The sequence below is a fragment of the Pseudomonas citronellolis genome (assembly GCF_001586155.1).
Lineage (GTDB): Bacteria > Pseudomonadota > Gammaproteobacteria > Pseudomonadales > Pseudomonadaceae > Pseudomonas > Pseudomonas citronellolis.
This window is the reverse complement of the sequence record NZ_CP014158.1, coordinates 716,715-738,355: the sequence shown is the minus strand read 5'-3', so window position 1 is coordinate 738,355 and position 21,641 is coordinate 716,715. Positions and strand designations below refer to the sequence as shown.

Sequence of the window (21,641 nt, the reverse complement as noted above, 5' to 3'; positions counted from 1 at the left end):
ACCCTCGACGAGACGCCCGAGCCGAGCATGAGCGATCCCCGATACCAGATTTCCGTCAGCGTCACCACCCGCCACCTGCCCGAGCAATCGCAGCCGGAGCAGCAGCGCTACGTCTTCGCCTATACGGTGACCATCCACAACCAGGGCGAGCAGGCGGCCAAGCTGCTCAGCCGCCACTGGATCATCACCGACGGCGACGGCCACGTGCAGGAAGTGCGCGGCGCCGGCGTGGTGGGCGAGAAGCCGCTGATCGAGCCGGGCACCAGCCATACCTACACCAGCGGCACCGTGCTGGCTACCAAGGTCGGCAGCATGTCCGGCAGTTACCAGATGGTCGCCGCCGATGGCCACCATTTCGACGCCGAGATCCCGGTGTTCCGCCTCGCCGTGCCTGGGGCGCTGCACTGATGGCCACCTACGCCGTGGGCGACCTGCAGGGTTGCCTGGAGCCACTGAAACAACTGCTGCAGCGGGTTGCCTTCGACCCCGCCCGCGACAAGCTGTGGCTGGTGGGCGACCTGGTCAACCGCGGCCCGCAGTCGCTGGAAACCCTGCGCTTCCTCTACGCCATGCGCGATTCGGTGGTCTGCGTGCTGGGCAACCACGACCTGCACCTGCTGGCCGTGGCCTACAACGCCGAACGCCTGAAGAAGGCCGACACCCTGCGCGAGATCCTCGAGGCGCCGGAGCGCGACGACCTGCTCGACTGGCTGCGCAACATGCCCCTGGTGCACCACGACGCCCAGCGCGACGTCACCCTGGTGCACGCTGGCATCCCGCCGCAGTGGAGCATCGAGAAATCCCTGCAGCGCGCCGCCGAAGTGGAGGAAGCCCTGCGCGACGACCAGCGCCTGCCGCTGTTCCTCGAAGGCATGTACGGCAACGAGCCGGCCAAGTGGGACAAGAAGCTGCACGGCATCGACCGCCTGCGGGTGATCACCAACTACTTCACCCGCATGCGCTTCTGCACCCCCGACGGCAAGCTCGACCTCAAGAGCAAGGAAGGCCTGGATACCGCGCCGGCCGGCTACGCCCCCTGGTTCAGCTACCCCGAGCGCAAGGCCGCCGGGCGCAAGATCATCTTCGGCCACTGGGCGGCGCTGGAAGGCCAGTGCGACGTGCCCGGCCTCTACGCACTGGACACCGGCTGCGTATGGGGCGGTAGCATGACCCTGCTGAACGTCGACAGCGGCGAACGCATCGCCTGCAGCTGCGCCGGCAACGCCGGCTGAGCCCACCCACAGAGCAGAGAACATGAGCGAATTCAAGCGCATCGCCCCCGAACAGGCCCACCAGCTGCGCCAGGCCGGCGCCCAGGTGGTGGACATCCGCGACCCGCAGAGCTACGCGATGGGCCACGTCACCGGTTCCCGCCACATCGACAACTACTCGGTGGCCGATTTCATCCGCCAGGCCGACCTCGACGCCCCGCTGCTGGTGTTCTGCTACCACGGCAACTCCAGCCAGAGCGCGGCCGCCTACTTCGTCCAGCAGGGCTTCACCGACGTGTACAGCGTCGACGGCGGCTTCGAACTGTGGCGCAGCGTCTATCCCGCGGATACCAGCAGCGGCCAGGCGGACTGAGGGGCCCGGCCGAGGTTCCACAAATAAATCTGTAACTTCTCACCCGATTCCCCTTTACAGGCCGGATAACGAACTATCCTTTTCCTCAGGCCATCCAAAAGGGGAGAGCCGGCCCACCGGCTTCCGGGAATCGGCAGTGACCATTTGGGGCGGTTCAGGGCGCAAGCCAGGTACCGTTGGAGTTCTGGGGGAAATTCGCCGGCCACGCTGGCAGCCCGCCCGCACCCACTCACACCGATCCCGTGCCGGCTCCATGCATCGAGCGAGGAGACGTCATGAGTATTTTCAGTCACTTCCAGGAACGCTTCGAAGCGACCCGCCAGGAGGAATACTCCCTGCAGGAGTACCTGGATATCTGCAAGCAGGACAAGACCGCCTATGCCACCGCGGCCGAGCGCATGCTGATGGCCATCGGCGAGCCGGAACTGCTGGATACCTCCACCGACCCACGGCTGTCGCGAATCTTTTCCAACAAGGTGATCCGCCGCTACCCGGCGTTCGCCGACTTCCACGGCATGGAAGAATGCATCGACCAGATCGTCGCCTTCTTCCGCCACGCGGCCCAGGGCCTGGAAGAAAAGAAACAGATCATCTACCTGCTCGGCCCGGTGGGCGGCGGCAAGTCGTCCCTGGCGGAAAAGCTCAAGCAGCTGATGGAGAAGGTGCCCTTCTACGCCATCAAGGGCTCGCCGGTGTTCGAATCGCCCCTGGGGCTGTTCAACCCCGATGAGGACGGCGCCATCCTCGAGGAAGACTACGGCATCCCGCGGCGCTACCTGCGCTCGATCATGTCGCCGTGGGCGACCAAGCGGCTCAACGAGTTCGGCGGCGACATCAGCCAGTTCCGCGTGGTCAAGCTGCACCCCTCGATCCTCAACCAGATCGCCATCGCCAAGACCGAGCCGGGGGACGAGAACAACCAGGACATCTCCGCCCTGGTGGGCAAGGTGGACATCCGCAAGCTCGAGGAGTACCCGCAGAACGACGCCGACGCCTACAGCTACTCGGGCGCGCTGTGCCGGGCCAACCAGGGCCTGATGGAATTCGTCGAGATGTTCAAGGCGCCGATCAAGGTCCTGCACCCGCTGCTGACCGCCACCCAGGAGGGCAACTACAACAGCACCGAGGGCCTGGGCGGGCTGCCCTACAGCGGCATCATCCTCGCCCACTCCAACGAATCGGAGTGGCACAGCTTCCGCAACAACAAGAACAACGAGGCCTTCATCGACCGTATCTACATCGTCAAGGTCCCGTACTGCCTGCGCGTCACCGACGAGATCAAGATCTACGACAAGCTTTTGATCAACAGCTCGCTGGCCCACGCGCACTGCGCCCCGGACACCCTGAAGATGCTCTCGCAGTTCTCCGTGCTGTCGCGCCTGAAGGAGCCGGACAACTCCAACATCTACTCGAAGATGCGCGTCTACGACGGCGAGAACCTCAAGGACACCGATCCCAAGGCCAAGTCGATCCAGGAATACCGCGATGCCGCCGGGGTCGACGAGGGTATGGCCGGGCTTTCCACCCGCTTCGCCTTCAAGATCCTCTCCAAGGTGTTCAACTTCGACCCGCACGAAGTGGCGGCCAACCCGGTGCACCTGCTCTACGTGCTGGAGCAGCAGATCGAGCAGGAACAGTTCCCGCCGGAAACCCGCGAGCGCTACCTGCGCTTCATCAAGGAATACCTGGCGCCGCGCTACGTGGAATTCATCGGCAAGGAAATCCAGACCGCGTACCTTGAGTCCTACAGCGAATACGGCCAGAACATCTTCGACCGCTACGTGCTCTACGCCGACTTCTGGATCCAGGACCAGGAATACCGCGACCCGGAAACCGGCGAAATCCTCAACCGCGCCGCCCTCAACGAGGAGCTGGAGAAGATCGAGAAACCGGCCGGCATCAGCAACCCGAAGGATTTCCGCAACGAAATCGTCAACTTCGTGCTGCGCGCCCGCGCCGGCAACAACGGCAAGAACCCCAGCTGGCTGTCCTACGAGAAGCTGCGCGTGGTGATCGAGAAGAAAATGTTCTCCAACACCGAGGACCTGCTGCCGGTCATCAGCTTCAACGCCAAGGCCAGCAAGGAGGACCAGCAGAAACACAACGACTTCGTCCGGCGCATGGTCGAGCGCGGCTACACCGAGAAGCAGGTGCGCCTGCTGTCGGAATGGTATCTGCGCGTACGTAAGTCGCAGTAAAAAGCAGTTGAAAGCCGGATGCTGGAAGCCGGAAGCCAGAGGCATACCGTAACCCCCGGTTGCGGCCTGCTTCCAGCTTACCGCTTCCAGCTTCCAGCTCAGCCCGGAGGGCCTGTATGAGCTACGTCATCGACCGGCGTCTGAACGGCAAGAACAAAAGCACGGTGAACCGTCAGCGCTTCCTGCGGCGTTACCGTGAGCACATCAAGAAGGCGGTCGAGGAGGCCGTCAGCCGGCGCTCGATCACCGACATGGAGCACGGCGAGCAGATCAGCATCCCCGGCCGCGACATCGACGAACCCATCCTCCACCACGGCCGTGGCGGGCGGCAGACCATCGTCCACCCGGGCAACAAGGAATTCACCACCGGCGAGCACATCGCCCGGCCCCAGGGCGGCGGCGGTGGCCGTGGCGCCGGCAAGGCCAGCAACCAGGGCGAGGGGATGGACGACTTCGTCTTCCAGATCACCCAGGAGGAATTCCTCGACTTCATGTTCGAGGACCTGGAGCTGCCCAACCTGGTCAAGCGCCACATCACCGGCAGCGACACCTTCAAGACCGTGCGCGCCGGCATCAGCAACGACGGCAACCCCTCGCGCATCAACATCGTCCGCACCCTGCGCTCGGCCCACGCCCGGCGCATCGCCCTGACCGGTTCCACCCGCGGCAAGCTGCGCGCCGCCGTGGCCGAACTGGAACGGCTCAAGCGCGAGGAGCCGGACAACCTCGGCGACATCCAGGCGCTGGAACAGGAAATCGACCGCATGCGCGCGCGCATCGACCGCGTGCCCTTCCTGGATACCTTCGACCTCAAGTACAACCTGCTGATCAAGCAGCCCAACCCCACCTCCCAGGCGGTGATGTTCTGCCTGATGGACGTCTCCGGCTCCATGACCCAGGCGACCAAGGACATCGCCAAGCGCTTCTTCATCCTCCTGTACCTGTTCCTCAAGCGGAACTACGAGAAGATCGAAGTGGTGTTCATCCGCCACCACACCAGCGCCCGCGAGGTGGACGAGGAAGAATTCTTCTATTCCCGGGAGACCGGCGGCACCATCGTCTCCAGCGCGCTGAAGATGATGCAGGAGATCATGGCCGAGCGTTATCCCACCCACGAGTGGAACATCTACGCGGCCCAGGCCTCCGACGGCGACAACTGGAATGACGATTCGCCCGTCTGCCGCGATATCCTGATGAAACAGATCATGCCGTTCGTGCAGTACTACACCTACGTCGAGATCACCCCGCGCGAGCACCAGGCGCTGTGGTTCGAGTACGAACGGGTGCGCGAAGCCTTCGAAGACAGCTTCGCCCAGCAGCAGATCGTCTCCGCCGCGGACATCTACCCGGTGTTCCGCGAACTGTTCCAGAGGAGGCTAGTCGCATGAGCAAGCGCCAGCCCATCGCCACCGGCTCGGAATGGACCTTCGACCTGATCCGCCAGTACGACCGGGAGATCAGCCGTATCGCCGAGCGCTACGCGCTGGACACCTACCCGAACCAGATCGAGGTCATCACCGCCGAGCAGATGATGGACGCCTACGCCTCGGTCGGCATGCCCATCGGTTATAACCACTGGTCCTACGGCAAGCATTTCCTCAGCACGGAAAAGAACTACAAGCGCGGGCAGATGGGCCTGGCGTACGAGATCGTCATCAACTCCGATCCCTGCATCGCCTACCTGATGGAGGAAAACACCCAGTGCATGCAGGCGCTGGTGATCGCCCACGCCTGCTACGGGCACAACAGCTTCTTCAAGGGCAACTACCTGTTCCGCACCTGGACCGACGCCAGCTCGATCATCGACTACCTGGTGTTCGCCAAGCAGTACATCATGCAGTGCGAGGAGCGCTACGGCATCGACGCGGTGGAAGACCTGCTGGACTCCTGCCACGCCCTGATGAACTACGGCGTCGACCGCTACAAGCGGCCCTACCCCATCTCCGCCGAGGAAGAACGGCAGCGCCAGAAGGAACGCGAGGAACTCATCCAGCGCCAGGTCAACGACCTGTGGCGGACCATTCCGCGCGCCGCCGGCAAGGACAAGGAACAGGAACTGGCGCGCTACCCCAGCGAGCCGCAGGAGAACATCCTCTACTTCATCGAGAAGAACGCCCCGCTGCTGGAACCCTGGCAGCGCGAGGTGGTGCGCATCGTGCGCAAGGTGGCGCAGTACTTCTACCCGCAGCGCCAGACCCAGGTGATGAACGAAGGCTGGGCGACCTTCTGGCACTACACCCTGATCAACGACCTCTACGACGAGGGCCTGGTCACCGACGGCTTCATGATGGAGTTCCTCCAGTACCACACCAGCGTGGTCTACCAGCCCGGCTTCGACAGCCCCTACTACAGCGGCATCAACCCCTACGCCCTGGGCTTCGCCATGTACCGCGACATCCGCCGCATCTGCGAGGAGCCCACCGAGGAAGACCGCCGCTGGTTCCCGGACATCGCCGGCAGCGACTGGCTGGCCACCCTCAAGTTCGCCATGAAGAGCTTCAAGGACGAGAGCTTCGTGCTGCAGTTCCTCTCGCCCAAGGTGATCCGCGAGTTCAAGCTGTTCAGCATCCTCGACGACGACCAGAAGGACGACCTGCTGGTCGACGCCATCCACGACGACGACGGCTACCGCAAGATCCGCGAGACCCTCGCCGCGCAGTACAACCTGGGCAACCGCGAGCCCAACGTGCAGATCTGGAACGTCGACCGCCGCGGCGACCGCTCCCTGACCCTGCGCCACCAGCAGCACGACCGCCAGCCGCTGGGCGAATCCACCGAAGACGTGATGAAGCACCTGCACCGCCTGTGGGGCTTCGACATCCACCTGGAAACCCTCAACGGCGAGCAGGTCGTGCAGACCCACCACATGCCCCCAAAGGGTGAACGCGAGAACGAGGACGGCTACCCGCGGCTGGACCTGATCATCCCGCCCATTTGATCGGTTGACCCTACCCGGGGCAGGATCGAGCATGACGCCAAGCCCAGCCGAGGTCGCCATGCGTCTTTTCGCCATCCTCCTGCTCTGCCTCGCTCTCGCGACCTGCACCACGCAGGTCCCCCAGGCCCGCGTGACCCAGGCGGCGGACAGCCGCCTGGCCGGCCTGCAGGCCTTCCAGCTGATGCCCCCGGAAAACGCCGTCGACGCCCTGCCCTACGCCAGCCGCTACCCGCTGATCAACGCCTGGCTGCGCCAGGGCCTGGAAAGGCGCGGCTACCGCGAAGCCGGCGCCGCGCAACTGCGCGTCTACTACTGGCTGGCCCTGCGCGACGCGCCGCTGGAATTCAAGGTCGACGTGCCGCCGCCGCAATCCCTCGGCCCCTACCTGGCCATCCACCGCCTGCGCGACGAAACCGGCACCCTGCGCGTACGCCTGACCGACCTGCAGGACCGGGTGCTCTGGGAAGGCACCGTCAGCACCGGCTTGAGCCCGGCCCACGCCAGCAGCGAACTGCTGCAGCACGCAGTCGAAGCACTGGTAAGCCAGATTCCCCAGGCCACCCCGTAGGAGCGGACCTTGCCCGCGATAGCCGGAGGTTCCGGCGCGATTCGCGGATGAGATCCTACACTGCCCCACCCGTACCATTCCCCTGTAGGAGCGCGCCCTGCGCGCGATTTCGCGGGCAGGGCCCGCTCCTACAATTTGCTGTGAGGTATGGAGTTTCCTCGTAGGAGCGGACCTTGTCCGCGATAGCCGGAGGTTCCGGCGCGATTCGCGGACGAGATCCGCTCCACGCCATTCCCCTGTAGGAGCGGGCCCTGCCCGCGATTCGCGCGCAGGGCGCGCGCCTACAGGCTTGCCCCCCGCTCTCCGAAGCCCGAAGCTATCCCCCTGACAGGAGAAAGCTTCATGCAGATCTACAAGGTAGGCGGCGCCGTTCGCGACCGCCTGCTCGGCCAAGCGGTCAGCGATACCGACTGGGTGGTGGTCGGCGCCAGCGCCGAAGACATGCTCGAGAAGGGCTTCCGCCCGGTGGGCGCGGATTTTCCGGTATTCCTCCATCCCAAGACCGGCGAGGAATACGCCCTGGCGCGCACCGAACGCAAGAGCGGCCGCGGCTACGGCGGCTTCACCTTCTACGCCAGCCCCGATGTGAGCCTGGAAGAAGACCTCATCCGCCGCGACCTCACCATCAACGCCATGGCCGAGGACGATAACGGCCGACTGATCGACCCCTACGGCGGTCAACGCGACCTCGAAGCCCGCCTGCTGCGCCACGTCTCCCCGGCCTTCGTCGAAGACCCGCTGCGCGTGCTGCGCGTGGCCCGCTTCGCCTCGCGCTTCGCCCCACTGGGCTTCAAGGTCGCCGACGAAACCCTGGCTCTGATGCGCGAGCTGTCCGAATCCGGCGAGCTGGAGGCCCTGACGCCCGAGCGCAGCTGGAAGGAAATCGCCCGCGCCCTGATGGAAGCCCGCCCCGACGTGTTCGTCCAGGTGCTGCGCGACTGCGGCGCCCTGGCCGTACTGATGCCCGAGGTCGACGCCCTGTTCGGCGTGCCGCAACCGGCCCAGCACCACCCGGAAATCGACACCGGCGAACACCTGCTGGCCGTGCTGCGCCAGTGCGCCGAGCAGCGCCAGCCGCTGACCGTGCGCTGGGCCTGCCTGCTCCACGACCTGGGCAAGGCGCGCACCCGCCGCGAGGACTGGCCCCGGCACATCGCCCACGAACACCTGGGCCTGCCGTTGATCGACGCGGTCAACGCCCGCTTCAAGGCGCCGCGCGACTGCCAGGAACTGGCGCGCCTGGTCGGCGAATACCACACCCACGCCCATCGCGCCCTGGAACTGCGGCCCAACACCCTGCTGGAGCTGTTGCAGGCCTTCGACGTCTACCGCCGGCCGCAGCGCTTCGAGGAATTCATCGCCGCCAGCGAAATGGACGCCCGCGGCCGCCACGGCCTGGAAAACCGCGTTTATCCACAAGCCGACTACCTGCGCGGCGCCGCCAAAGCGGCCCGCGAAGTGGCGGTACAGCCATTGCTGGAAAAGGGCTTCAAGGGCGCGGAACTGGGCGAAGCCCTCAAGCGCGAACGCCTGAAGGCACTCAAGGCCTACAAGGAAGCCCACCCATAGGGCGTATAACCGTTCGCGGTTATACGCCGCCACACCCCAGATCACCGCCAACTCCAAGGCTGAACCCGGAGTAACCTGGGACCCAGGTCAAACGGCGGATAACGTCGAACGTTATCCGCCCTACGCCCCGCCCTCCTGTAGGAGCGAGCTTGCTCGCGAACAGCCCCGGCACCGAGCAAGACCAGGGTTCGCGAGCAAGCTTGCTCCTACGAAAGGCAGACGGAATCAGGCCGCCGGGTGCGCCGCGATCAATTCCGCCGGCGTCAGCTCGGCGCCGCGCCACTGGAAGGGCACCGGCCACAGGCGCTGGTCGATGTCCGCCTCGGCCCAAAGGCTGGCGAAGTCACGCCCGGCGCCCGGATGACGCACATCGGGCGCCAGCAGTGCCAGCGGCCAGAGCACGAAGGCGTTCTTCAGCACCTCGGCACGCGGCAGCACTAGGCCGTCGAACTCGCCATGCAGGTCGCCATAGAGCAGCACGTCGATGTCCAACGGCAGGCCCTTGCGCTCCGGCGCGTAGCGGCCGTTGTCGGCCTCGATGTGCTTGAGCCGCAGGCTCAGCTCGGCCAGCGGCAGCTCGGTCTCGCCGGTCACCACCAGGTTGATGAAGGGACCGCTGCGGATGCCCACCGGCTCGCTTTCGAACACCGGCGAGCAGCGCAGGTTGCGGACGAAGCCGGTAAGCGCCTCGAGCCCGGCGTGCAGATGGCGCTCGCGCTCGATGTTGCTCCCCAGGCCGAGGAAAACGGTGGTCAGCGGCATCCGCGTTCGATCTCCACGCCAACGCCGGCGGCAGCGGCGACCGCCCCCGGCTTGGTCACCCGCAGGCGCAGCCAGCGGATGCCGAATTCGCCCATCAGCAGCGCGGCCAGGCGCTCGGCGAAGGTTTCCACCAGCTGGAAATGCGCGTCACGGGCGAACTCGCCGATGCGCTCGGAGAGCACCGCGTAGTCCAGCGCCTTGGCGATGTCGTCGTCGGCCGCCGCCGGGCGGATGTCCCAGCCCAGGTCCAGGTCCAGACGCAGGCACTGGCGTATCCCCCGCTCCCAGTCGTAGACGCCGATCACAGTGTCCACTTCCAGGCCCTCGATAAAAACTTTGTCCACTTACTGCTGCTCCAAGGCCAGTGCACGACAAGCGTACGCCACCCCGCTAGAATCGGGGACAGTCTCGTCCCCGGTGGAAACCATGGTCTGGCTCTTGGCGATCCTCGCCTACCTGCTCGGCTCGCTGTCCTTCGCGGTACTCCTCAGTCGCCTCTTCGGCACCGCCGACCCGCGCGCCGGCGGCTCCGGCAACCCCGGCGCCACCAACATGCTGCGCCTGGCCGGGAAGAAGGCCGCCATCCTCACCCTCGTCGGCGACCTGGCCAAGGGCCTGGTGCCGGTGCTCGTCGCCCGCCTGTTCGGCCTGGGCGCGATGCAGGAGGCCTGGGTCGGCGTGGCGGCGGTGATCGGCCACCTCTACCCGCTGTACTTCAACTTCCGCGGCGGCAAGGGCGTGGCCACCGCCGCCGGCATGCTCCTGGCGCTCTACCCGCCGGCCGCGCTGCTCGCCGCGGTGGCCTGGCTGCTCACCTTCAGGCTCTCGCGCACCAGTTCGCTCGCCTCGCTGGTCGCCACCCCGCTCACCCTGCCGCTGCTGGCCTGGCAACTGCCGGCGGCGCTGCTGCCGATGACGGTGCTGACCGGGCTCATCGTCTGGCGCCACCGCGGCAACCTGCGCGACCTCGTGGCCGGGCGCGAACGGCATTTCTAGGGCAGGGAGCTTCAAGCCACCAGCGACAAGCTGCAAGCGAAAAGTGGCGGCACGCCGCTGGCAGCTTGCCGCCTGTCGCTTGCAGCCATCTTTTTATACCGCCGGCAGCGACTCCATCGGCCAGCGCGCGCGCACGTCGATCGCCGGGCCGTCGTGCTGGCCGGCCAGCAGGCGCTGGCAGCCGGCGTAGGCGATCATCGCGCCGTTGTCGGTGCAGAACCGCGGGCGGGCATAGAACACCTGGCCGCGGAGTTCGCCGAGCATCTTCTGCAGGTGCTCGCGCAGGGCGCGGTTGGCGCTCACCCCACCGGCGATCACCAGGTTCTTCAGGCCGGTCTGCTTGAGGGCGCGGCGGCACTTGATGGTCAGCGTCTCGACCACCGCCTGCTGGAAGGCCAGGGCAATGTCGCAGCGCGTCTGCTCGCCGTCGTCGCCCGCCTCCCGGCAACGCTGCCAGGTGTTCAGGGCGAAGGTCTTCAGGCCGCTGAAGCTGAAGTCCAGGCCCGGACGGTCGGTCATCGGCCGCGGGAAGACGAAGCGCCCCGGCGTGCCTTGTTCCGCCAGGCGGGCGATCTCCGGGCCACCGGGGTAGCCCAGGCCGAGCAGCTTGGCGGTCTTGTCGAAGGCCTCGCCGGCGGCGTCGTCCAGGGACTCGCCGAGCAGCTGGTAGCGGCCGATGCCATCCACCCGCACCAGTTGGGTGTGGCCACCGGAGACCAGCAGGGCGACGAATGGGAACTGCGGCGGCTGCTCTTCCAGCATGGGCGCCAGCAGGTGGCCTTCCATGTGGTGCACGCCGACCGCCGGTATGCCCCAGGCGAACGCCAGGGCCTGGGCGCAGGAGGCGCCGACCAGCAGCGCGCCCACCAGGCCGGGGCCGGCGGTGTAGGCGATGGCGTCGATGCCGCCGCTCTGGCAGCCGGCCTCGTCGAGCACCTGGCGGATGAGCGGCAGCATGCGCTTGACGTGGTCGCGCGAGGCCAGCTCGGGCACGACCCCGCCGTAGACGCGATGCAGGTCTATCTGACTGAACAGCGCATCGGCCAGCAGGCCGTGTTCGCTGTCGTAGAGGGCGACGCCGGTTTCGTCGCAGGAGGTTTCCAACCCCAGCACACGCATGGGTTCGAGCCTTCAACTCTGGGCAAATGGGAAGCGGCGCATGATAATCGCCCGCTGCGGGTACCGACCAGCGTTTTTCGATCGGAGGCTTTGCATTCCTGAGCCCGAACCGTTAATATCCGCAACCCTTGAAAACCGCCGTCTCCAGTGCCTACTGCCAGGAGCGCGATAAATCCCCGGTAATCATTGAAGGTACGACCTGGATGCCCGCCGTCAAAGTTAAAGAGAACGAACCCTTCGACGTAGCCCTGCGTCGTTTCAAGCGCTCCTGCGAAAAAGCCGGTGTACTGGCTGAAGTCCGTAGCCGCGAGTTCTACGAGAAGCCCACCGCCGAGCGCAAGCGCAAGGCCGCTGCCGCCGTCAAGCGTCACGCCAAGAAAGTGCAGCGCGAACAGCGCCGCCGCGAGCGTCTGTACTGAGTTCGACTCAGCCGCACGCTCTGCACATCGCCCGGCCCACTCGCCGGGCGAGTGCCTGAAAAGCTACACCGCACTCCGATTCGCACCTGGCGAAGCTCGGAGTTTTTTGCTTTTCACGCCCCATGAAATGCCATACTCCAAGCCAGCCTTGGGTGTATGCCTGGGTCCATCCTGCGTCCCGACGAGTCTATGGCCGGCCTGATTCCGCAATCCTTCATCGATGACCTGCTCAACCGCACCGACATCCTCGATGTGGTGAGTTCGCGCATCCAGCTGAAGAAGACCGGCAAGAACTACAGCGCCTGCTGCCCGTTCCACAAGGAGAAGACGCCCTCCTTCACCGTCAGCCCCGACAAGCAGTTCTACTATTGCTTCGGCTGCGGCGCCGGCGGCAACGCGCTGGGCTTCATCATGGACCACGACAACCTGGACTTCGTCCAGGCCGTCGAGGACCTGGCCAAGCGCGCCGGCATGGACATCCCCCGCGAGGAGGGCCGGCGCGGCAAGCCGCGGCAGCCGACCGACTCGCCGCTGTACCCGCTGCTGAGCGCCGCCGCCGACTACTACCGCCAGGCACTGAAAAGCCACCCGGCGCGCAAGGCCGCGGTGGAATACCTCAAGGGCCGCGGCCTGACCGGCGAGATCGCCCGCGACTTCGGCCTCGGCTTCGCCCCGCCGGGCTGGGACAACCTGCTCAAGCACCTGGGCGGCGACAACCTGCAGCTCAAGGCCATGCTCGACGCCGGCCTGCTGGTGGAGAACCCCGACAGCGGCAAGCGCTACGACCGCTTCCGCGACCGGGTGATCTTCCCCATCCGCGACAGCCGCGGGCGGGTGATCGCCTTCGGCGGCCGGGTGCTGGGCGACGACAAGCCCAAGTACCTGAACTCCCCGGAAACCCCGGTATTCCACAAGGGCCAGGAACTCTACGGGCTGTTCGAGGCGCGCAAGAACAACCGCGACCTCGACGAAATCATGGTGGTGGAAGGCTACATGGACGTGATCGCCCTGGCGCAACAGGGCATACGCAACGCCGTGGCCACCCTCGGCACCGCCACCAGCGAGGAACACATCAAGCGCCTGTTCCGCCTGGTGCCGAACATCCTGTTCTGCTTCGACGGCGACCAGGCCGGGCGCAAGGCCGCCTGGCGCGCCCTGGAATCGGCCCTGCCGAACCTGCAGGACGGGCGCAAGATCCGCTTCCTGTTCCTCCCCGAGGGCGAGGACCCGGACAGCCTGGTCCGCGCCGAAGGCCCCGACGCCTTCCGTGCGCGCCTGGTGCAGCAGGCCCAGCCGCTGGCCGACTACTTCTTCCAGCAACTGATGCAGGAAGCCGACCCCAGCACCCTGGAAGGCAAGGCGCACCTGGCGACCCTGGCCGGCCCGCTGCTGGAGAAGATTCCCGGCAACACCCTGCGCCTGCTGATGCGCCAGCGCCTGGGCCAGCTCACCGGCCTGAGCGGCGAGGCGCTCAACCACCTGAACGCGCCACGCTCAAGCGGCGGCCAGAGCCATGCCCAAGGGCACGGCCAGGCCGCGCCAAGCGTCGCCCCGGACAGCCACGCGCATGAATACAGCGACTACGATGTAGGCCACTTCGCCGATCACGGCGAGCCCAGCTACCAGGACAGCGCCAGCTATTTCGAGGCGCCGTCGGATTTCGCTGGCGGCAAAGCGGGCAAGAAGCCCTGGAAGGGCGAGCGCAAATGGGACGGCAAAGGTGGCAAGGGCGGCAAGCGCGGCGACTTCGCCCCGCGCCAGCCGCGCACCGAGATCAGCGTCGAATCGCCCACCCTGACCGCGCTGCGCACCCTGCTGCATCACCCGCAGCTGGCGCAGAAGGTCGAGGACGCCAGCCATTTCGCCAACGAAGGGCAGACCTACTCGCAGCTGCTGGCAGCGCTCGTCGAAGCGCTGCAGAAGAACCCGAAGCAGCGCTCGATGCAACTGATCGCGCGCTGGCACGGCACCCCGCAAGGACGCCTGCTGCAGGCCCTGGCGGAAAAGGAATGGCTGATCGACCAGGGCAATCTTGAAAAGCAGTTCTGCGACACCATTACTACACTTGCACACAGTCAACTGCACAACAGCCGCGAGGCGCGGCTGCGCAGCGTGATGCAGAAGAGCCCCAGTGAACTGACTGACGAAGAGAAAGCTCTATTGAGGGAACACTTCAGCAATGCCTCTTCACCAGGCCCCCAGAGCTGAACTGGCGCCTGAAGCCTCGAAGCTGGTATAATCCTCGGCTTATTTCAGCCCGCCAAGACCTTCAGTGGATAGGGTGTTATGTCCGGAAAAGCGCAACAGCAATCTCGTCTCAAAGAGTTGATCAGCCGTGGTCGTGAGCAGGGCTACCTGACTTACGCGGAGGTCAACGACCACCTGCCGGAGGATATTTCCGATCCGGAACAGGTGGAAGACATCATCCGCATGATCAACGACATGGGGATCAACGTATTCGAGACAGCCCCGGATGCGGATGCCCTGTTGCTGGCCGAAACCGATACCGACGAAGCCGCAGCCGAAGAGGCCGCCGCCGCCCTGGCCGCGGTGGAGAGCGACGTCGGCCGCACCACCGACCCGGTGCGCATGTACATGCGCGAAATGGGCACCGTGGAACTGCTGACCCGCGAAGGCGAGATCGAGATCGCCAAACGCATCGAGGAAGGCATCCGCGAAGTCATGAGCGCCATCGCCCAGTTCCCTGGCGCGGTGGACGGCATCCTCGACGAATACCAGCGGGTGGTCAGCGAAGGCGGCCGCCTGTCCGACATCCTCAGCGGCTACATCGACCCGGACGACGGCTCGGTTCCCGCCGAGGAAGTCGAACTCGACCTCAAGGACAAGGGCGGCGACGCCAAGGCCAAGGATGACGAGGAAGAGGACGAGGAGTCCGACGACGACAGCGAAGACGAAGGCGACGGCGGTCCGGACCCGGAAGAGGCCGCGCGCCGCTTCGGCCTGGTCGCCGATCAGCTGGACAAGACCAAGAAGGCGCTGAAGAAGCACGGCCGCGGCAGCAAGCAGGCCGATGCGGAAATGCTCGCCCTGGCCGAACTGTTCATGCCGATCAAGCTGGTGCCCAAGCAGTTCGACGCCCTGGTCACCCGCGTGCGCGACGCCCTGGACCAGGTGCGCCGCCAGGAACGCGCCATCATGCAACTGTGCGTGCGTGACGCCCGCATGCCGCGCGCCGATTTCCTGCGCCTGTTCCCCGGCCGGGAAACCGACGAAGCCTGGGTCGACAGCGTGCTCAAGGCCAAGCCGAAGTACGCCGAAGCCCTGGAGCGCGTGAAGGACGACGTCATCCGCAACCAGCAGAAGCTCTCCGCGCTGGAAAGCAACGTCGACCTCAAGGTCTCGGAAATCAAGGACGTCAACCGCGCCATGTCCATCGGCGAGGCCAAGGCCCGCCGCGCCAAGAAGGAAATGGTCGAGGCGAACCTGCGTCTGGTGATCTCCATCGCCAAGAAGTACACCAACCGCGGCCTGCAGTTCCTCGACCTGATCCAGGAAGGCAACATCGGCCTGATGAAGGCGGTGGACAAGTTCGAATACCGCCGCGGCTACAAGTTCTCGACCTACGCCACCTGGTGGATCCGCCAGGCGATCACCCGCTCGATCGCCGACCAGGCGCGCACCATCCGTATCCCGGTGCACATGATCGAGACCATCAACAAGCTCAACCGCATTTCCCGCCAGATGCTGCAGGAAATGGGCCGCGAACCGACCCCGGAAGAGCTGGGCGAACGCATGGACATGCCGGAAGACAAGATCCGCAAGGTCCTGAAGATCGCCAAGGAACCGATCTCCATGGAAACCCCGATCGGTGACGACGAAGACTCGCACCTGGGCGACTTCATCGAGGACTCCACCATGCAGTCGCCCATCGAAGTGGCGACCAGCGAGAGCCTCAAGGAAGCCACCCGCGAAGTCCTCGCCGGCCTCACCGCGCGGGAAGCCAAGGTGCTGCGCATGCGCTTCGGCATCGACATGAACACCGACCACACCCTCGAGGAAGTCGGCAAGCAGTTCGATGTGACCCGCGAGCGTATCCGCCAGATCGAAGCCAAGGCGCTGCGCAAGCTGCGCCACCCGTCGCGAAGCGAGCACTTGCGCTCCTTCCTCGACGAGTGATCGAAGAACCCCCGGCACAGCCCGGGGGTTTTTCTTTCAGGGATACTGGCAGGGGGCTACTGGAGCGCCCGGGGCCCGACTACACTTCGGCATATCCCTCCCGGCTCCGAGGCTCTTCATGCCGCGTCTGCAGGCTCTTCTGTTGTGCTTGGCATGCTGGGCCCTCCAGGCGCAGGCGCTCACCCTCACGCCGGAAGAACAGACCTGGCTGCGCCAGCACCCGCAGCTGCGCCTGGGCGTGGACGCCTCCTGGCCACCTTTCGAATTCCGCGACGACCAGGGCCGCTACCAGGGGCTCGCCGCCAGCTACGTGCGGCTGATCAGCGACCGCCTGCAGGTCGGCATGCAGCCCAGCGAGCCAAGCAGCTGGAGCGAAGTCCTGGAGCAGGCGCGCAACGGCCAGATCGACCTGCTGCCGGGCATCATGGCGACGCCCGAACGCAGCGAATACCTGACCTTCACCCGCCCCTACCTGGACTTCCCCATCGTCATCCTCGCCCGCAAGGATGGCCCCAACCCGGAAAACCTGCGGGCGCTGTACGGCCTGAAGGTCGGCGTGGTCGACCACTACGCGCCCCATGAACTGCTGATCGCCAAGCACCCGGACCTCAACCTGCTGCCGTTGCCCAGCGTCGCCGCGGCCCTGCAGGCACTGGCCACCGGGCAGGTCGATGCTTTCGTCGGCGACTTCGCCTCCAGCGTCTGGAGCCTGCGCCAACTCAAGCTCGAAGGCATCCAGATCAGCGGCGAGACCCCCTATCGCTACCAGTTGGCCATGGCCGTGCCGCGCAACGACGCGATGCTCGTCGGCATCCTCGACAAACTCTTCGCCGAACTCACCGACGACGAGCTCGAAGCCCTGCAGGCGCCCTGGGTCGGGGGCCTGCTGGACAACCGCCCGGCCTGGTCGCACCACCTGCTGACCATCGGCCTGCCGGCCCTGCTGGTGAGCCTGGCGATAGTCGCCATCCTGGTAGCGATGAACCGCCGCCTGCGCGGCGAAGTGGCGCGGCGGGTGAGGCTCGAACAGGCCCTGCGCGACAGCGAGCAGCACTTCCGCGGCCTGGTCGAGAGCATGGCCGCCATCGCCTGGGAAATGCGCCTGTCGGAAAACCGCTTCACCTACGTCTCGCCCCACGCCCAGGAACTGCTGGGCTACCCGCAGCACGAATGGCTGCAGCCGGGCTTCTGGCAGCGCACCCTGCACCCGGCCGATGCCGAACAGGCCATGAGCTTCTGCTTCTCGGAAAGCCGCGCCGGGCGCAACCACAGCCTGGACTACCGGATGCTCGCCGCCGACGGCCGCGTGGTGTGGATACGCGACATCGTCACCCTCATCCGCCACGGCGACGAGCTCATCCTGCGCGGCCTGATGATCGACATCACCGAGGCCAAGCGCACCGAGCAGGCGCTGCGCCTGTCCGAGCAGAAATTCGCCTCGGTGTTCCACCACTGCCCGGACATCATCGTCCTCGCCCGGCGCATCGACGGGCGCCTGCTGGCGGTGAACAGCACCTTCGAACAGCAGGTCGGCATCCCCGCCAGCGAAGCCCTGGGCAAGACCGCCACCGAGCTGAACATCTGGAGCGAACCGGGCATGGGCCCGCGCATGCTCGAACGCCTGCAGGGCGAGAACCTCAACAACATCGAGATCAGCCTGCATCGCCGCGACGGCAGCCGCTTCACCGCCCTGCTCTCGGCACAGCGCGTGGCCCTGGACGACACGCCCGCCCTGGTGGTGGTTGCGCGCAACATCTCCCAGCTCAAGCAGACCCAGGAGCAACTGCGCGCCTCCGAGGAAAAATTCGCCAAGGCCTTCCACGCCTCCCCCGACGGCATGCTCATCACCCGCATCCGCGACGGCCTGCTGCTGGAGGCCAACGAAGGCTTCACCCGCATCACCGGCTACGGCCGCGAGAGCGCCAGCGAGCGCTCGACCCTGGAACTGGGCCTGTGGGCCGACCCGCAGGACCGCGAGCGCCTGCTGCAGATGATCCGCGAACGCTCGACGGTGCAGGATTTCACCGCCTTCATCCGCACCCGCGAAGGCGCCGCCCGGCTCTGCGAACTCTCGGCGCACCACATCGTCATCAGCGGCGAAGACTGCCTGCTGACCATCGCCCGCGACATCACCGAACGCCAGCAGATGCAGGAAAAGCTCACCCTGGCCGCCACCGTGTTCGAAAGCACCGCCGAAGGCGTGATGATCACCGACGCCAGCCAGCGCATGATCGCGGTCAACCGCGCCTTCAGCGAAATCACCGGCTACGGCGAGGACGAGGTGCTGGGCCAGTCGCCGCGCCTGCTGGCCTCGGGGCAGCACGACAGCAGCTTCTACGTCGCCATGTGGCACCACCTCAACGCCGAAGGCCACTGGCAGGGCGAGATCTGGAACCGGCGCAAGAGCGGCGAACTCTACCCGGAGTGGCTGACCATCAGCGCCGTGCGGGGCAACAACGGCGAAACCAGCCACTTCGTCGGCGTCTTCGCCGACATCTCCACGCTCAAGTACGCCCAGGCCCGTCTCGACTACCAGGCCCACCACGACCCGCTCACCGGCCTGCCCAACCGCCTGCTGTTCGAATCGCGCCTGACCTCCGCCCTGAAGGAAAGCCAGGAAGAACAGCAGCTGGGCGCCGTGCTGTTCCTCGACCTGGACCGCTTCAAGCACATCAACGACAGCCTCGGCCACCCGGTCGGCGACCAGCTGCTGAAATCCATCGCCCGGCGCCTGCGCGAACAGCTGCGCGACATCGACACCGTAGCCCGCCAGGGCGGCGACGAATTCATCATCCTGCTGCCCGGCCTGCACCAGAGCGCCGACGCCGAGCACGTGGCGAAAAAACTGCTGAACTGCTTCAGCCACGCCTTCGTCGCCGACGACAAGGAATTCTTCGTCAGCGCCAGCATCGGCATCAGCCTGTTCCCGGTGGACGGCAAGGACGTCGCCACCCTGGTGAAGAACGCCGACGCGGCCATGTACCGGGCCAAGGCCCAAGGCCGCAACCGCGTCGAGTTCTACACCCGCGAGCTGACCTTCCAGGCCAACGAACGCGTGGCCCTGGAACACGAACTGCGCCGCGCCCTGGAAACCCACCAGCTACAGCTCTACTACCAGCCCAAGCAGGCCCTGGACACCGGCGCGCTGGTCGGCGCCGAGGCGCTGATCCGCTGGAGCCATCCCAAGTACGGCGCCATCCCGCCAGACCGCTTCATCCCCCTGGCCGAGGAAACCGGGCTGATCCTGCCCCTGGGCACCTGGGTGCTGGAAGAAGCCTGCCGGCAGATGAGCCGCTGGCAACAGAGCCACGCAGCCTTCGGCCCACTGTCGGTGAACCTCGCCGGCGCCCAGCTCTATCAGCACGACGTGGTAGACCAGGTGCGCGAACTGCTGCAGCGCTACAACCTGCACGCCCCCAGGCTGCAACTGGAGATCACCGAGAACTTCCTGATGCACCAGACCGACGAGGCCCTGACCACCCTGCACGCCCTGAAACGCCTGGGCGTGCAACTGGCCATCGACGACTTCGGCACCGGCTACTCCTCGCTCAGCTACCTCAAGCAACTGCCGCTGGACATCCTCAAGATCGACCAGTCCTTCGTCCACGGCCTGCCGGACGACCCGCACGACGCCGCCATCGCCCGCGCCATCATCGCCCTGGGCCGCAGCATGAACCTGACCATCATCGCCGAAGGCGTGGAACGCGAAGAACAGGAACGCTTCCTCGCCGAAGAAGGCTGCGACCAGGTCCAGGGCTACGCCCTCAGCCCGCCCCTGCCTGCGGAACAGTTCGCAGCCCGCTTCCTCACCCCACTGCATCCGATTGGCACCGCGCAAGGGACGCCGGTATAATCCGCCGGCCTTCTGGGGGCCTATAGCTCAGTCGGTTAGAGCAGAGGACTCATAATCCTTTGGTCCACGGTTCGAGTCCGTGTGGGCCCACCACCTTCAAAGCCGCGCATTGCGCGGCTTTGGCATTTCTGGGAGAGGCTTTTCAGGCCCTTCCGCCCCCTTCAGAACCCGCCGAAGTGTCCGCAAGACGTCCACTTCCACCCTGCGGGCGGCTGGACGCTGAGCCGAATAGCTCGCACAATCAGCTCATTAAATGAGCCGAATAATCCACTCATTCGGCTCGTCGACCTGGAAGACATGCCATGAACGAGCCCCTCTGGATCTGGCAGCAGCCTGACTGGCCGGATTTCCGCTGGCAGGCCGAGCGTCTTGCCCCGCTGCTGCGCAGTTGTGCCCAGGCCCAGGGGCGTCTGCTGGGCATGGCTGGGACGATCGATGCCGGCAGTGATGCGGAGAATGCGCTGGATGCGTTGCTGCAGAATATCGTCACCAGTTCCGCCATCGAGGGCGAGCAGTTGAATGTCGAGTCGGTGCGCTCCTCCCTGGCGCGGCGGCTGGGCCTGGAGAGTGGCGGGCGCAGTACGCCGCGCTCCGAGGGCTTGGCCGAGTTGATGCTGGATGCCACGCGCGGCCATGCACAGCCACTGACACTGGAACGCCTGCTGCATTGGCATCGCCTGCTTTTTCCAATAGGCGACACGTCCCCACACGCTCGAATCCACGTCGGCGATCTGCGGGGCGATGAGCCAATGCAGGTGGTCTCCGGACGGCTCGACCGGCCCACGGTGCATTTCGAGGCACCGCCACGCGCGGGGCTGGAAGTGCAGCTTCAGGCCTTTCTCGACTGGTTCGCCAGCAGCCGCGCCGATGCCGCTTTGGACCCACTGCTGCGAGCCGGCATCGCGCACTTCTGGTTCGTGACTCTGCATCCCTTCGATGATGGCAACGGGCGGCTGACTCGCGCCATCACCGACCTGGCCCTGGCTCAGGGCGAGCAGCAGGCCATCCGCTTCTATGCCATGTCCTCCAGCATTCTCGAGGATCGGCGCGGCTACTACCGGATACTGGAAAGCCGCCAGAAGGCTTCGCTCGATATCACCGCCTGGCTGGAGTGGTTCCTGGCCACCCTGCTGAAAAGCCTGGAGCAGGCGCTGGCACGTATCGACCGGGTTCTGGGCAAGGCGCGTTTCTGGCAGGCACACCACGAGCAGGTGCTTTCAGCCGAACAGCTGAAGGTGCTCAACCGCCTGCTCGATGGCGACCTGCTGGGTGAACGCGGCGGGTTCGAGCAAGGCATCAGCGCCGCCCAGTACCAGGCTGTAGCGAAGGTTTCCAAGGCAACCGCAACCCGTCACCTGAGTGACCTGCTCGACAAGGGCTGCCTGGTCCGCCTGCCAGGCGGCGGGCGCAGCACTCGCTACCAGATCAATTGGCCTGCCTCGTCCTTGCCAGCAGCCAAGCGACAGGACGACCGCGAAGAACCCTGAATCCTACCCCG

At 65.8% G+C, this 21,641-nt stretch carries 17 protein-coding genes and 1 tRNA gene; 15 read left to right on the top strand and 3 right to left on the bottom strand.

The genetic code is table 11. From position 1 onward, the window contains the following. Positions 1 to 27: 27 nt before the first annotated feature. The 8 genes from apaG to PcP3B5_RS03265 all read left to right on the top strand — a co-directional run bounded on the left by apaG (position 28) and on the right by PcP3B5_RS03265 (position 8,857). Positions 28 to 408: a Co2+/Mg2+ efflux protein ApaG gene (gene apaG / locus PcP3B5_RS03300; RefSeq protein WP_009615581.1), complete on the top strand. Its 381-nt coding sequence runs from the start codon at positions 28 to 30 to the stop codon at positions 406 to 408. After that, entirely contained in the window at positions 408 to 1,232 is an 825-nt protein-coding gene (locus PcP3B5_RS03295; protein ID WP_043269293.1) for a symmetrical bis(5'-nucleosyl)-tetraphosphatase, read from the top strand. Before apaG ends, PcP3B5_RS03295 begins: the two co-directional genes overlap by 1 nt. Positions 1,233 to 1,254: 22 nt before the next feature. Next, positions 1,255 to 1,584: a thiosulfate sulfurtransferase GlpE gene (glpE, locus tag PcP3B5_RS03290; RefSeq protein ID WP_043269294.1), complete on the top strand. Its 330-nt coding sequence runs from the start codon at positions 1,255 to 1,257 to the stop codon at positions 1,582 to 1,584. Between the two features lie 275 nt (positions 1,585 to 1,859). Beyond that, the gene (locus PcP3B5_RS03285) at positions 1,860 to 3,782 is read left to right on the top strand and encodes a PrkA family serine protein kinase (protein WP_009615576.1); all 1,923 of its coding nucleotides are present in this window, start codon (positions 1,860 to 1,862) and stop codon (positions 3,780 to 3,782) included. Positions 3,783 to 3,898: 116 nt separating this feature from the next. After that, positions 3,899 to 5,170, top strand: coding sequence for a YeaH/YhbH family protein (locus tag PcP3B5_RS03280; RefSeq protein ID WP_043269296.1), 1,272 nt, complete (start codon positions 3,899 to 3,901; stop codon positions 5,168 to 5,170). Next, positions 5,167 to 6,720, top strand: a complete 1,554-nt coding sequence (locus PcP3B5_RS03275) for a SpoVR family protein (RefSeq protein WP_009615572.1) — start codon at positions 5,167 to 5,169, stop codon at positions 6,718 to 6,720. The genes PcP3B5_RS03280 and PcP3B5_RS03275 overlap by 4 nt, the downstream gene beginning before the upstream one ends. A 58-nt stretch (positions 6,721 to 6,778) precedes the next feature. Beyond that, positions 6,779 to 7,288, top strand: a complete 510-nt coding sequence (locus tag PcP3B5_RS03270) for a DUF4136 domain-containing protein (RefSeq protein ID WP_061560567.1) — start codon at positions 6,779 to 6,781, stop codon at positions 7,286 to 7,288. Positions 7,289 to 7,630: 342 nt separating this feature from the next. After that, on the top strand, positions 7,631 to 8,857 hold the full coding sequence (locus PcP3B5_RS03265; protein WP_061560566.1) for a multifunctional CCA addition/repair protein: 1,227 nt from the start codon (positions 7,631 to 7,633) through the stop codon (positions 8,855 to 8,857). Between the two features lie 225 nt (positions 8,858 to 9,082). On the opposite strand, the gene folK is transcribed toward PcP3B5_RS03265, so the two are convergent. Both folK and folB read right to left on the bottom strand, forming a co-directional pair. Next, positions 9,083 to 9,619, bottom strand: coding sequence for a 2-amino-4-hydroxy-6-hydroxymethyldihydropteridine diphosphokinase (gene folK / locus PcP3B5_RS03260; protein ID WP_061560565.1), 537 nt, complete (start codon positions 9,617 to 9,619; stop codon positions 9,083 to 9,085). Further along, positions 9,610 to 9,963: a dihydroneopterin aldolase gene (folB, locus tag PcP3B5_RS03255; RefSeq protein ID WP_043269307.1), complete on the bottom strand. Its 354-nt coding sequence runs from the start codon at positions 9,961 to 9,963 to the stop codon at positions 9,610 to 9,612. Before folB ends, folK begins: the two co-directional genes overlap by 10 nt. A gap of 82 nt (positions 9,964 to 10,045) precedes the next feature. On the opposite strand from folB, the gene plsY reads away from it, so the two are divergent. After that, positions 10,046 to 10,615, top strand: coding sequence for a glycerol-3-phosphate 1-O-acyltransferase PlsY (gene plsY / locus PcP3B5_RS03250; RefSeq protein WP_058487631.1), 570 nt, complete (start codon positions 10,046 to 10,048; stop codon positions 10,613 to 10,615). A gap of 93 nt (positions 10,616 to 10,708) precedes the next feature. On the opposite strand, the gene tsaD is transcribed toward plsY, so the two are convergent. After that, the gene (gene tsaD, locus PcP3B5_RS03245; RefSeq protein WP_061560564.1) at positions 10,709 to 11,734 is read right to left on the bottom strand and encodes a tRNA (adenosine(37)-N6)-threonylcarbamoyltransferase complex transferase subunit TsaD; all 1,026 of its coding nucleotides are present in this window, start codon (positions 11,732 to 11,734) and stop codon (positions 10,709 to 10,711) included. A 203-nt stretch (positions 11,735 to 11,937) separates the two neighbouring features. On the opposite strand from tsaD, the gene rpsU reads away from it, so the two are divergent. From rpsU to PcP3B5_RS03215, 6 genes are all read left to right on the top strand, one after another. Further along, positions 11,938 to 12,153 (top strand): 30S ribosomal protein S21, encoded by a 216-nt coding sequence (rpsU, locus tag PcP3B5_RS03240; RefSeq protein WP_003085057.1) that lies wholly within the window; start codon positions 11,938 to 11,940, stop codon positions 12,151 to 12,153. Between the two features lie 189 nt (positions 12,154 to 12,342). Continuing rightward, positions 12,343 to 14,361 carry a DNA primase gene (dnaG, locus tag PcP3B5_RS03235; protein WP_058073278.1) on the top strand — a complete coding sequence of 673 codons (2,019 nt, stop codon included), beginning with the start codon at positions 12,343 to 12,345 and terminating at the stop codon, positions 14,359 to 14,361. A 78-nt stretch (positions 14,362 to 14,439) separates the two neighbouring features. Further along, positions 14,440 to 16,290, top strand: a complete 1,851-nt coding sequence (gene rpoD / locus PcP3B5_RS03230) for an RNA polymerase sigma factor RpoD (RefSeq protein ID WP_009615539.1) — start codon at positions 14,440 to 14,442, stop codon at positions 16,288 to 16,290. Between the two features lie 118 nt (positions 16,291 to 16,408). Further along, complete coding sequence (locus PcP3B5_RS03225) at positions 16,409 to 20,143, top strand: bifunctional diguanylate cyclase/phosphodiesterase (RefSeq protein ID WP_061560563.1); 3,735 nt, start codon at positions 16,409 to 16,411, stop codon at positions 20,141 to 20,143. A 16-nt stretch (positions 20,144 to 20,159) separates the two neighbouring features. Then, a tRNA-Ile gene (locus tag PcP3B5_RS03220) sits at positions 20,160 to 20,236 on the top strand. A 209-nt stretch (positions 20,237 to 20,445) separates the two neighbouring features. Continuing rightward, positions 20,446 to 21,630, top strand: coding sequence for a Fic family protein (locus PcP3B5_RS03215; RefSeq protein ID WP_061560562.1), 1,185 nt, complete (start codon positions 20,446 to 20,448; stop codon positions 21,628 to 21,630). Positions 21,631 to 21,641 lie beyond the last annotated feature (11 nt).

Bases quoted from the DNA above. Each gene is read 5' to 3' on its own strand.
- apaG (WP_009615581.1), top strand. From the start codon at position 28: ATGAGCGATCCCCGATACCAGATTTCCGTCAGCGTCACCACCCGCCAC.
- PcP3B5_RS03295 (WP_043269293.1), top strand. From the start codon at position 408: ATGGCCACCTACGCCGTGGGCGACCTGCAGGGTTGCCTGGAGCCACTG.
- glpE (WP_043269294.1), top strand. From the start codon at position 1,255: ATGAGCGAATTCAAGCGCATCGCCCCCGAACAGGCCCACCAGCTGCGC.
- PcP3B5_RS03285 (WP_009615576.1), top strand. From the start codon at position 1,860: ATGAGTATTTTCAGTCACTTCCAGGAACGCTTCGAAGCGACCCGCCAG.
- PcP3B5_RS03280 (WP_043269296.1), top strand. From the start codon at position 3,899: ATGAGCTACGTCATCGACCGGCGTCTGAACGGCAAGAACAAAAGCACG.
- PcP3B5_RS03275 (WP_009615572.1), top strand. From the start codon at position 5,167: ATGAGCAAGCGCCAGCCCATCGCCACCGGCTCGGAATGGACCTTCGAC.
- PcP3B5_RS03270 (WP_061560567.1), top strand. From the start codon at position 6,779: ATGCGTCTTTTCGCCATCCTCCTGCTCTGCCTCGCTCTCGCGACCTGC.
- PcP3B5_RS03265 (WP_061560566.1), top strand. From the start codon at position 7,631: ATGCAGATCTACAAGGTAGGCGGCGCCGTTCGCGACCGCCTGCTCGGC.
- folK (WP_061560565.1), bottom strand. From the start codon at position 9,619: ATGCCGCTGACCACCGTTTTCCTCGGCCTGGGGAGCAACATCGAGCGC.
- plsY (WP_058487631.1), top strand. From the start codon at position 10,046: ATGGTCTGGCTCTTGGCGATCCTCGCCTACCTGCTCGGCTCGCTGTCC.
- tsaD (WP_061560564.1), bottom strand. From the start codon at position 11,734: ATGCGTGTGCTGGGGTTGGAAACCTCCTGCGACGAAACCGGCGTCGCC.
- rpsU (WP_003085057.1), top strand. From the start codon at position 11,938: ATGCCCGCCGTCAAAGTTAAAGAGAACGAACCCTTCGACGTAGCCCTG.
- dnaG (WP_058073278.1), top strand. From the start codon at position 12,343: ATGGCCGGCCTGATTCCGCAATCCTTCATCGATGACCTGCTCAACCGC.
- rpoD (WP_009615539.1), top strand. From the start codon at position 14,440: ATGTCCGGAAAAGCGCAACAGCAATCTCGTCTCAAAGAGTTGATCAGC.
- PcP3B5_RS03225 (WP_061560563.1), top strand. From the start codon at position 16,409: ATGCCGCGTCTGCAGGCTCTTCTGTTGTGCTTGGCATGCTGGGCCCTC.
- PcP3B5_RS03215 (WP_061560562.1), top strand. From the start codon at position 20,446: ATGAACGAGCCCCTCTGGATCTGGCAGCAGCCTGACTGGCCGGATTTC.